The sequence below is a fragment of the Limnohabitans sp. genome (genome assembly GCF_044373035.1).
In the GTDB taxonomy this organism is placed as follows: domain Bacteria; phylum Pseudomonadota; class Gammaproteobacteria; order Burkholderiales; family Burkholderiaceae_C; genus Limnohabitans_A.
On record NZ_JBILQU010000093.1, the window covers coordinates 1 to 11,116 of the forward strand.

Below are 11,116 nucleotides of genomic sequence, written 5' to 3' on the forward strand. Positions count from 1 at the left end.
GACGGCTCGGTCCACTTCCACGACCTGGCCCACATCCTGTTTGACCAGGCCCTGCTGGCCGAAGGCGGCTTGCCAGCGGACCCAGCGGCTTATGTGAAGCGGGTGAATGCGCTGCTGAGTTGATCGGGCGCAAACCATTGAAGGGCCAGCCATTGCTGGCCTTTTTTTATGCAGCACCAGTAACCCACAAGACAAGTCCATCCTCAGTCATCGGCTAAATTGAACCGATGAAATCCCTCCCCGCCGACCCGTCCCTGATCGATTCCCGCCAGGCTGCCTGGCGCTTGCTGGCCACGCTGGGGCTGGTGGTGCTGGGCAACAGCAGCATGTACATCGTGTCGGTGGTGCTGCCTGCGGTGCAGACCGAGTTTGGTGTGGGCCGCGCAGACGCCTCGCTTCCCTACACCTTGATGATGATTTGCTTGGGCCTGGGTGGCCTGATCACCGGCCGCTTGGCCGACCGCCATGGCCTGACGCCGGTGCTCTGGGTAGGCGCTTTGGCCGTGTGTGGTGGCTTCATCTGGGCCGGGATGTCAGGCAGCATCTGGGCATTTGGTCTGGCGCACGGCTTGATGGGCCTGATTGGCAGTTCATCGACCTTTGCCCCCCTCATGGCCGACACCGCTTTGTGGTGGAACCGACGCCGCGGCATTGCGGTGGCCATTTGCGCCAGTGGCAATTACATCGCGGGCACCATTTGGCCGCCGATTGTTCAACACGGCGTGGAGACTGTGGGCTGGCGGCAGACCTACATCATGCTGGGCATTTTTTGTGGCGTGGGCATGTTTTTGCTGGCCATGTTGATGCGCCAGCGCCCACCGCTAGTGACACTGACGCCGGCCAACGCCAGCACCGTGTCCGTGGACCGCAGCCGCCCCTTTGGACTGAAACCCGCTCACGCCCAAAGCCTGCTGTTTGTCGCTGGGGTGGCGTGTTGCGTGGCCATGTCCATGCCGCAGGTGCACATCGTGGCCTATTGCTCTGACCTGGGTTTTGGCGCGGCGCGCGGGGCCGAGATGCTCTCGCTCATGCTGGCCAGCGGCATCGTCAGTCGACTCGTGTTTGGCGTGATCAGCGACCGCATTGGCGGCATCCGCACCTTGTTGCTCGGTTCGTTTTTGCAAGGCGTGGCGCTGCTGATGTTCTTGCCTTTTGATGGCATGGTGCCGCTGTACATCGTCTCGGCCATGTTCGGGCTGTTCCAGGGTGGCATCGTGCCCGCCTACGCGATCATCGTGCGCGAGCACTTCGACCCCAAAGAAGCGGGGGCCCGCGTGGGTTCGGTGATCATGGCCACCTTGTTGGGCATGGCGCTGGGCGGCTGGATGTCGGGCTGGGTCTTTGACATGACGGGCAGTTACCACGCGGCCTTTTTGAATGGCATCGCCTGGAATTTTCTCAACCTGTGCATCACCGGGTGGCTGTTTTGGCGGGTGCGGCAGGCTGAACGACGCAGCACCCCGCGCTGAGCCGATCAGAGCGCATGGCTGAAAGCATCCAAAAAGGGGCTGTCTGAGTCCGTTCACATTTGCTTGCATTTGAGGCGCAAAAAAATGCTTCAATGCAACCCTTGAACACCTTGAACCCGCTCTCTTTGTAGCCTGCCAACGGCCCCAAACACAGCTCAAAACACAGCCCCGAACGCAAACCCCAACGCTCCTTTCAACGCCTGGCCGCTCTGGCGCTGGCGGCAGTCCTTGCGGGCTGCAACGGCTTGCACACAGGCGCGGGCATCAACGTGAACGTGCCCATCTTGCCGGGGGTGTCGTTTGGCGTGAATGTGGGCACCGGTGGCGTCACCGCAGGCGTGAACGCGCAATCGGGCCCTGTCGGGGCGGGCGTGGGCGTGAACAGCTCGGGGCAAGTTACCGGTCGCGCTGGAGTGGGGGCCAACACCCCAGGCCCCGTCAGTGTGGGCGGCGGGGTTGGGGTGGGTGGGGTCATTTACGACCCGAAGAAATAAACCTCAACCCACCCGAACGCCGTTGTTGCGGTCAAACAAATGCGACTGCTCGGCCAACCACTGCAGGTGCACCATATCGCCCACTGATGCTTGCAAAACACCCGGAACGCGGGCGGTGAGTTTGCCTGCCGCCGTGTCCACGGTGGCGTAGGTTTCGGGGCCGGTGGGCTCGATCATGCTGAGCTTGCCGGGCAGGCCTTGGGCGGCAAAACTGATGCTTTCAGGGCGCAGGCCATAGACGAGTTCAGCACAGCCGTGCGCTTGCACTGCGGCACGCTGCGCGTCGGTGATGGCCAGCTGCACGCTTTGGGCGGTCAACGCTTCACCGGTACGCTGGGCATCCACCATGTTCATGGCCGGTGAGCCAATGAACTCGGCCACAAAACGATTGGCCGGGCGGTTGTAAATTTGGGCAGGCGTGCCGAACTGTTGAACCAGGCCGTCTTTCATCACCGCGATGCGGTCGCCCAAGGTCATGGCTTCGACCTGGTCGTGCGTCACATAAACGGTGGTGGTTTTTGTGCGCTGGTGCAGCAACTTGATTTCGGCGCGCATTTCCACGCGCAACTTGGCGTCCAGGTTGGACAGCGGCTCGTCAAACAAAAACAGCTTGGGGTCACGCGCCAAGGCGCGGCCCATGGCCACGCGCTGCCGCTGGCCGCCCGAAAGCTGACCGGGCTTGCGGTCGAGCAAGTGGCCAATTTGCAGCATGGCCGACACGCGGTCCACCGCCGCTTTGCGCTCGGCCTTGGGCACCTTGCGGATCTCCAGACCAAAGGCGATGTTTTGCGCCACGGTCATGTTGGGGTAGAGCGCGTAGCTCTGGAACACCATGGCGATGTCGCGGTCCTTGCTGGGCAGGTTGGTCACCTCGCGCTCGCCGATGTGGATGCTGCCGATGCTGGGGTGGTCCAGGCCCGCGATCATAGACAACAAGGTCGATTTCCCGCAGCCAGACGGCCCCACCAAAATCAAAAATTCACCGGCGTCGATCTCCAGATCGATGCCCTTCAAGATGTGGACCGTGTCGTTGTAGGTCTTGTGGATGTTGCGAATGGCAAGTGCGCCCATGATTTACCCTTTCACAGCGCCAGCCGTCAGGCCGCGCACAAAATATTTACCTGCCACCACGTAAACAAACAAGGTGGGCAATGCCGCGATCAGTGCGGCGGCCATGTCCACGTTGTATTCCTTGACGGCGCTCGAAGTGTTGGCCAGGTTGTTCAGGCCCACGGTGATCGGCTTGCTGTCGGCACCCGAGAACACCACGCCGTACAAAAAGTCGTTCCAGATGTTGGTGAACTGCCAGATCACTGTGACCACCAAAATCGGCAGCGACAGTGGCAACACGATGCGGCGAAAGATCATCCAGAAACCTGCGCCGTCGAGCTGAGCCGCTTTGATCAACTCGTCTGGCAAGCCGATGTAGTAATTGCGAAAGAACAGCGTAGTGGACGGAATGCCCGCCACAACGTGCACCAGCATGAGGCCCCACACCGAACTGGCCACGCCCAGCCAACCCAGCACCTGGCTCATGGGCAGCAGCACCACCTGCATGGGCATGAACACACCAAACAGCATGAAAGCAAAGAGGGTCTCGCTGCCACGGAATTTCCATTTGCTCAGCACATAGCCGTTGAGCGAACCGATCAGGGTGGACAACAACACTGCGGGCACGACCATCATGACCGAGTTCCAGAAAAAGGGCTTGAGGCCTTCGCACTGCACCCCGGTGCAAGCGCTACCCCAGGCTTTGAACCAGGCGTCCAGCGTGGGCGCGGTGGGCAGGCTGAGCAAATTGCCTGAGCGCAGTTGCTCGGCGTCTTTGAGCGAGGTGGTCAGCATCACATACAGCGGCACCAAAAACCAGGCCGCAAACAGCAGCAGCATGGACCACAGGATCAGGCGATGAAAATTCAGGCGGTTCATCGTTTGCTCCGCAATTCAGAATAAAGGTAAGGCACCACAATCGCCGCCACGGTGGCCAGCATCACGGTGGCACTGGCCGCGCCCACGCCAATCTGCCCGCGTGTGAAGGCTGTGGCGTACATGAAGGTGGCGGGCAAATCGGTCGCGTAGCCAGGGCCACCGGCAGTCAGCGCCATCACCAAGTCAAAGCTCTTGACGGCCAGGTGCGAGACCACCAAAAAGGTGCTGAAAAAAACCGGGCCCAAGCTGGGCAAAATGATGCGCCAGTAAATGGTGGGCAAGCTCGCGCCATCGACTTGAGCGGCCTTGATGATCGAGTCGTCAATGCCACGCAGCGCCGCCAAAAACAGCGCCATGACAAAGCCTGCGCTTTGCCACACGCCCGCAATCACCACGCAATAAATCGCCATGTCTTGCTGAACCAGCCAGTCGAAACTGAAAGTCTTGAACCCCCAGCTGTGCATCAGGTGTTCCAGCCCCAAGCCCGGGTTGAGCATCCACTTCCAGGCGGTGCCGGTCACGATGAACGAGATCGCCATGGGATAGAGATAAATGGTGCGCAAGACGCCTTCGCCGCGCACTTTTTGGTCGAGCAAGATGGCCAACAAGACACCCAGCGCCATGGCACCGCCAATGAACAAGGTGCCAAACACGGCCATGTTGGTCATGGCCACCTGAAAGCGGTCGCTGTCCAGCAGGGCGGCGTAGTGCTGCAGGCCCACAAATTCGTAGTTGGGCAACAAGCGTGAGGCAGAAACGGACAGGTAGCCGTTCCAGGCCATCAGGCCGTAGATGAACAGCAAACTGATGCCGAACGGCGGCAAAACAACCATTTTGGGTAACCAGGGCTCAGTTTTTTGAAGGGGCTTCATGCGGCGACTCTTCGTCAATCCAATTCAACAACGCGGAAGCAGGCGAACGCCGCTTCCGCGTGACACAGTGCTCAACCGTTCAGAGCACCCGATCCGGGGTTTGAATTACCACCAGATTTCGTATTGAACGCCGGCCAGCGTTTGCGAGGTCTTGCCGTTCATCCCGAACGTGGCACTGTTGGCCTTTGCCGCCGCTTTGTTCCAACTGGCACGGGTCACATAAAAACGCAACTCGGGGCGAGACCAGAAATCACCCCCCACGGCCAAGGTGGGGGCAATCGTGATCTTGTTCAAAGTTTGTTTGGGGCTGTTGTCGCTGAAGGTGCTGCTGGTCACACCGGCCTCTGCCAACAACTTGAAGTTTTGATTCAGCGCATATGAAATGCGGCCGCCCAAGCTGCTGTCGGTGCGTTTGACAGACGAGCCTTCATCCTGATTGGTTTGCATGCCGACCACCGCCTGACCACCCAAGGGACCGGACTGCCAGTTGATGGTGTCTGCAATGCGTGTGACTTTTTTGCCGACACCACCGAGGTCCTGAAATTTTCCGCCAACTTCAGCGTGACCCTTTGATGTTTGCAGGAACAGCGTATTGGTCATTCCCGCCATGCCCAAGTTCGATTGGGTGTGCGACACCGCCAACGCACTGCCGGAGTTGCCGCCCGCCAAGCCCGCTGCCGAGACTTGTGTGAGCAAGACACGCAGTTTTCCGCCTTCGTTCACTTGGATGTCGGACACATCGACGTTCAGTTTTTTGGCCGATGTGCCCTTGACCATTTGTTTGTCAAAGGTATCGCCCGTGAAAACACCCACACCCAACTTGACGGCCCCCAAATTAACGCCGGTCACGCCAGCACCTTGGGTGTCTCCATAGTCCATCAAAAACTTGTCCACGATGTGAACATCCTGGATACGCAAGCGACGCTGGCCTGCCCAAAATTTGGCTTCCGGCGCAAAGGACAAACCCGACATTTCCACAAAGGCTTGGTTGGTGCTCAACTCGCCGTCCTTCCATTTGGAGGGCATGTAGTGCACTTTGTATTTGATGCCGTTGACAACAAAGTTTTTGATCAGGTCAATTTCGATGCCGTAGTCGCCCTCGTTGCCCAAACGGTATTTTTGCAAGTCACCGCCCAGGCTCAGGCCACCTTTGACGTTGTTGTCTTTGTCGTAGCTCAAGACAGCGCCGCCGCGCGAATAGCCCGAGAACTCAAAGCCGTCGGCAGCTTGGACTTGTGCAATGCACGCCATGGCAATGGCGCTCAAGATGATTTTTTTCATGGGGTTTCTCTCTGTGTGACGTTTTTTTAGGGGGGGGAATTACTTGACCTTGGCGGCCGAAGCGATCTTGGTTTGAGCGTCTTTGCTGCTCATCTTGTCGTCGTTCCAGAACTGGCTGACGGCGTCCTGAATCGCGCCGGATGTGGCCGAGCCAATGGCCATGCCGTGTGCCACCGAGGGCACCAGACCGCCGCTTTTGGCGGTGGCCACGAAGTCGTTGGCGCTGAGCTTGGCGCAGTCGTCAAACTTGGCAAGATTCATGTTCAAACGCACAGGAATGGAGCCTTTGTTCAGGTTGAACACTTCCTGAAAATCCGTCGACATGATGGCCGAGGCCAGGTCTTTTTGGGCCTGGGTGTTGGCGTCGTTTTTCAACTTGAACATGGCAAACGAGTCCACGTTGAAGGTGAAGGACTTGGCTGTGCCGGGGGCGGCTGCGCATGTGAAATCGGTGCCTGGCTTTTTGCCAGCGGCGACAAATTCGCCTTTGGCCCAGTCACCCATCAACTGCATACCGGCTTCGCCCTTGATGACCATGGCGGTGGCCAGGTTCCAGTCGCGGCCCGGGGCATTTTTGTCGGTGTAGGTCTTGACCTTTTTGAAGGTGTCGAGCACTTTGGTCATGGTGGCACCGGTCAAGGTGGCTTGGTCCAGTTGCACCAAGGCTTTTTTGTAGAAGTCTGCACCGCCAACGCCTAGGGCCACGCTTTCAAACGTGGTGAAGTCTTGCCAGTTTTGGCCGCCATGGGCCACGGGAATGATGCCGGCTTTCTTCAAGGCTTCAGCCGCCACAAAAAACTCGTCCCAGTTGGTGGGCACTTTGGCACCGGCCTTTTTGAACGCCGCGTTGCTGGTCCACAGCCAGTTCACGCGGTGCACGTTCACGGGGGCGGCGATGTAGTTGCCCTTGTATTTCATGACGTTGGCCACCACGGGTGGCAGCAGGCTGTCCCACTTTTCGGCTTTGGCGACGTCGTCGATGTTGGCCAACACGCCTTCAGCCGCCCACTCTTGCAAAGCCGGGCCTTTGATCTGAGCTGCTGCTGGGGCATTGCCCGAGACCACGCGCGACTTGAGCACGGTCATGGCGTTGTCACCACCACCACCGGCCACGGCGAAATCTTTCCAGGTGTGGCCTTTGCCTTGCAGTGTGGCCTTCAGTGCGGCCGCCGATTTGGCTTCGCCGCCGCTGGTCCAAAAATGCAAGACCTCAATTTCACCAGCATGAGCGGCAAGGGCCAGCACCGCAGCGGTGGCCAAAATCGAACGCTGGAACAATTTGCGAGTTTTCATGAACGTCTCCCGGTTGTAGCCACTGTGGGCCTGAGTGGATGTTCGGGGTGGAAATAAGTCCGTGTGAACCCCGACGCAATGAATGTTAATATTTCATTAATAAATTAACATTAGGTTAAACCCTCATGCAAAATCCATTCAGATTGGGGGGAATGCGGGGCCGATCCATTAAGCTTGCGGGCATGAAACTCCTGCTTGCTGAAGACGACGCCATGCTGGCCGATGCCCTGCAAACCCAACTGGGCAGGGCCGGGTTTGAGGTGGAACACGCGCCCAACGGCGCGGTGGCCGACTATTTGCTGCACAAACAGCCGTTCGACATTGCCGTGCTCGACATTGGCCTGCCCATGCTCGATGGCCTGGCGGTGTTGCAGCAGGTGCGGCAACACCAGCCCTCTTTGCCCGTGGTCTTGCTGACCGCGCGCGACGCATTGGCCGACCGGGTCGCCGGGCTGCAAGCCGGGGCCGATGATTACGTGACCAAGCCCTTTGACTTTCCCGAACTGTTGGCCCGCTTGCACGCCTTGTTGCGCCGCACACAACCGGCCAGCACCCCCACATTGGCAGGGGGTCTGACGCTGGACAAAGTCAGCCGCCGCGCCTTGCTGGCGGGCACCCCACTGGAGCTGAGCGGGCGCGAATGGACGCTGCTGGAGTTGTTGGTGCTGCAGCGCGACAAGGTGGTGACCAAAGAGCAAATTCACCAAGCTTGGTCTGACGACAGCGGCGAAACTGGCGGCGGCAACTCCATCGAGGTGTACATCCACCGCTTGCGCCGCAAGCTCGAAGGTGCCAGCTTGAACATCCGCACGGTGCGGGGGCTGGGCTATTTGCTCGAAGCCGCTGCCTGAGCCAAACGCCCATGCCCAGCTCGTCACCCACAGGTCAAGCCGGCGTCTCATTGGCGCGGCAATTGCTGCTGTGGGTCTTGTTGCCGCAGTTGGTGTTGTGGATGGCGGGGGGGGTGGCCACTTACCGTTTTGCGGCGGGTTATGCCAACCAAGCCATCGATGCCAGCTTGTTGCAAGCCAGTCGCTCACTGGCCCGGCAACTCAAACCCATTGGCAACGGTTTGCTGATCGACTTTCCCAAAGCTGCGCAAGATGTGCTTGAAGCTGACCCGAACGACCGCTTGCTGTACATGGTCAGCTCGCCACCGGGGCAATTCATTTTGGGCAACCAGGCCCTGCCCTTGCCGCCCCTGCACATGGCCAGCGCGCCCGATCACCCGCTGAACACGCCTGTTTTTTACGATGGCACTTTCCCTTTGAACAGCCCACCCAAACCGCCGTTGGCAGCAGGGCAAACCTTGCGTGTTGCCGCTTTGTATTTGAATTTTGGCGAAGACTTGAACACGCCGCAAACCATGCTGGTGCAGGTAGCACGCAGCAGCGCCAACCGCGAAGAATTGGCGCAACGCATCCTCGTGGACATGCTGCTGCCCATGTCTAGCCTGGTGCTGTTGATGACACTGATCGTGTGGCTGGGCATCCGGGCCGGCTTGTCGCCGCTGGCCCGTTTGCGCCAACAGGTTGAAGGCCGCGCCCCCACCGATCTGGCCCCTTTGCAACTGGCCTCTGCACCGCGTGAGCTGTGGTCTTTGGCCACCGCCATCAACACCTTGCTGGCCGCCGTGCAAAACACCGTGGCCACCCAAAAGCGCTTCATTGGCGATGCGGCCCACCAATTGCGCACCCCCTTGGCAGGTCTTAAAAGCCAGACCGAAATCGCCCTGCAATCGACCAACGACCCCGAGTTACACGCCCGTTTGCAGCGCGTGCACGACAGCGCCACCCGCAGCGCCCACCTGGTCAACCAGCTTTTGACGCTGGCACGGGCCGAGCCTGAATCGGTCATGGCCCACGACAGACAGCGTTTTGACCTGCACCGCATGGCCCAAACACTGACGGCCGAATGGGTGCCACGCGCCTTGAAAGCCCAGATCGATCTGGGCATGGACGACCAACACCACCAGCCGGTGTGGGTCAATGCCAATGAATTGCTCATGCGCGAAGCACTGACCAACCTGATCGACAACGCCTTGCAATACGCAGGACCTGCACGCCAGGTCACGGTGCGGGTCAAGCCTGCCCCGCAGGCCCACCAACACCCGAGCCAGCCCATGGCATGGCTAGAGGTCATCGACAACGGCCCCGGCATTCACAAGCGCGACCAAGCCATCGTGTTCGAGCGTTTTGTGCGAGCCACCGATGCAGGCAACGGCTGCGGACTGGGCTTGGCCATCGTCAAAGAAATCGTGGAGCGCCACGACGGCCATGTGTTACTGAGCGATGCCAAACCCCAAGGCCTGCGCGTGCGCGTGAGTTTGCCCATGGTGCCCACTGCCTACCCCGGAAATTGAAACACGTTAGTAACCGGGCACGTTCAAAACAAGCGTTCAGGCTGATACGCTTGCTTGCCTACAAACCGCCGCCACCATGAACCCTATCCACTCTGACCCAGCCCCTCACCTCCTCGGCGACATCGGCGGCACCAATGCCCGCTTTGCCCTGGTGATGGGCAATGGCTCGCCCATCACACACGAAGTGACCTTGCCCACCGGGCAGTTCCCCGATCTGGCGGCCGCCGCCAGCGCCTACCTGCAGCAAGTGGGCCAGACGGCTGTGCGCCAAGCCTGCATTGCGATCGCCAACCCGATCGACGGCGATCTGCTGAAAATGACCAACAACCATTGGCAGTTTTCCATCGAAGCCACGCGCCAGTCGCTGGGCCTGGACGGCTTGCTCATGCTCAACGATTGGGAGGCTATGGCCATGGCGGCTCCCGCTTTGAATGGCCGTGATCTGGAGCAAATCGGCCCGGGCGAGCCCGTATCCAACGCCCCCAAAGGCCTGATCGGCCCCGGCACTGGCCTCGGCGTGTCGTCGTTGGTGCGCTCACGTCAGGGCGACTGGGTGCCCATTGCGGGCGAAGGCGGGCATGTGAGCCTGTCGCCCACCAGCGAGCGCGAAGCCGACATCTTGCGCGTGCTGTGGCAGACCTACCCCCACGTCTCGGCCGAGCGGGTCATCTCGGGTATGGGTCTGGAGAATTTGTACCGCGCCATTTGCCAACTGAACGGTACCGAGCCCGAAGCCCTAGTGGCTGCGCAGGTGAGCGAACGCGGCTTGGCCGCCAGCGATGTGGCCTGCGAAGAAGCGCTGGCCTGTATGTGCAGCATGCTGGGCAACGCCGCCGCCAACCTGGCCCTGACCCTCGGTGCACGCGGGGGCATCTACATCGGCGGCGGCGTGATTGGCCGCTTGGGCGACTACTTTGCGCGCTCGGGTTTTAGAGCCGCGTTCGAGGCCAAAGGCCGCTTTGCAAGCTACATGCAACGCATCCCGACCTATGTGATCCGGGCCGAACAACCGGCCCTGATTGGCTGCGCCATGGCTTTGGATGTGCAAACGGCTAGGCCCTATTGATTCGGCCACTTGAAGTCTGAACAACAGTCAAAGGATGGCTTTCTTGGGTAGGAGCCCACCCCTGTTGGCGATGGGCGTGCAACACGCCCTGCAAGCCATCGCCCACAGGGGTGGGCTCCTACAAAGACAACAATAGCCGTATGCTCGACACCAACACGGTCCATTCAAACTTCATCGTACCGGATCCATAAGTTCTGAACTTGCGACCGCACCTCAGGGCACGCGCCGAAGGTGTCGCCACACACTCAGCAAAGCCAAGGCCAGCGCCAGCCCTGACGCCCAGGGCAGAAGGCCGATGGTGCCCGCCCACATCGCCTCAGGGTCTGAGGCACCCTGAGCCCAAGCCCGGC

10 protein-coding genes are annotated in these 11,116 nt (G+C 60.0%); 5 read left to right on the top strand and 5 right to left on the bottom strand.

Features of this window, described 5'->3' with window-relative positions; all coding sequences use genetic code 11:
- Nucleotides 1-227 precede the first annotated feature (227 nt).
- The gene (locus ACIQ47_RS12420) at nucleotides 228-1,469 is read left to right on the top strand and encodes an MFS transporter (protein WP_396438407.1); all 1,242 of its coding nucleotides are present in this window, start codon (nucleotides 228-230) and stop codon (nucleotides 1,467-1,469) included.
- Nucleotides 1,470-1,714: 245 nt separating this feature from the next.
- Nucleotides 1,715-1,963 (top strand): hypothetical protein, encoded by a 249-nt coding sequence (locus ACIQ47_RS12425; RefSeq protein WP_396438408.1) that lies wholly within the window; start codon nucleotides 1,715-1,717, stop codon nucleotides 1,961-1,963.
- A gap of 3 nt (nucleotides 1,964-1,966) precedes the next feature.
- On the opposite strand, the gene ACIQ47_RS12430 is transcribed toward ACIQ47_RS12425, so the two are convergent.
- From ACIQ47_RS12430 to ACIQ47_RS12450, 5 genes are all read right to left on the bottom strand, one after another.
- Nucleotides 1,967-3,034, bottom strand: a complete 1,068-nt coding sequence (locus ACIQ47_RS12430) for an ABC transporter ATP-binding protein (RefSeq protein WP_396438409.1) — start codon at nucleotides 3,032-3,034, stop codon at nucleotides 1,967-1,969.
- 3 nt (nucleotides 3,035-3,037) lie between these two features.
- On the bottom strand, nucleotides 3,038-3,892 hold the full coding sequence (locus ACIQ47_RS12435; RefSeq protein ID WP_396438410.1) for a carbohydrate ABC transporter permease: 855 nt from the start codon (nucleotides 3,890-3,892) through the stop codon (nucleotides 3,038-3,040).
- Nucleotides 3,889-4,764 carry a carbohydrate ABC transporter permease gene (locus ACIQ47_RS12440; RefSeq protein WP_396438411.1) on the bottom strand — a complete coding sequence of 292 codons (876 nt, stop codon included), beginning with the start codon at nucleotides 4,762-4,764 and terminating at the stop codon, nucleotides 3,889-3,891. Before ACIQ47_RS12440 ends, ACIQ47_RS12435 begins: the two co-directional genes overlap by 4 nt.
- Nucleotides 4,765-4,869: 105 nt before the next feature.
- Nucleotides 4,870-6,045, bottom strand: coding sequence for a carbohydrate porin (locus tag ACIQ47_RS12445; RefSeq protein WP_396438412.1), 1,176 nt, complete (start codon nucleotides 6,043-6,045; stop codon nucleotides 4,870-4,872).
- 39 nt (nucleotides 6,046-6,084) lie between these two features.
- A complete protein-coding gene (locus tag ACIQ47_RS12450) occupies nucleotides 6,085-7,338 on the bottom strand; it encodes an ABC transporter substrate-binding protein (RefSeq protein ID WP_396438413.1) in 1,254 nt (417 codons plus the stop codon).
- Nucleotides 7,339-7,520: 182 nt separating this feature from the next.
- On the opposite strand from ACIQ47_RS12450, the gene ACIQ47_RS12455 reads away from it, so the two are divergent.
- The 3 genes from ACIQ47_RS12455 (at nucleotide 7,521) to ACIQ47_RS12465 (ending at nucleotide 10,766) form a co-directional block, all read left to right on the top strand.
- Nucleotides 7,521-8,189: a response regulator transcription factor gene (locus ACIQ47_RS12455; RefSeq protein WP_396438414.1), complete on the top strand. Its 669-nt coding sequence runs from the start codon at nucleotides 7,521-7,523 to the stop codon at nucleotides 8,187-8,189.
- Between the two features lie 11 nt (nucleotides 8,190-8,200).
- The gene (locus tag ACIQ47_RS12460) at nucleotides 8,201-9,700 is read left to right on the top strand and encodes a sensor histidine kinase (RefSeq protein WP_396438415.1); all 1,500 of its coding nucleotides are present in this window, start codon (nucleotides 8,201-8,203) and stop codon (nucleotides 9,698-9,700) included.
- A 76-nt stretch (nucleotides 9,701-9,776) separates the two neighbouring features.
- On the top strand, nucleotides 9,777-10,766 hold the full coding sequence (locus ACIQ47_RS12465) for a glucokinase (protein WP_396438416.1): 990 nt from the start codon (nucleotides 9,777-9,779) through the stop codon (nucleotides 10,764-10,766).
- Nucleotides 10,767-11,116 lie beyond the last annotated feature (350 nt).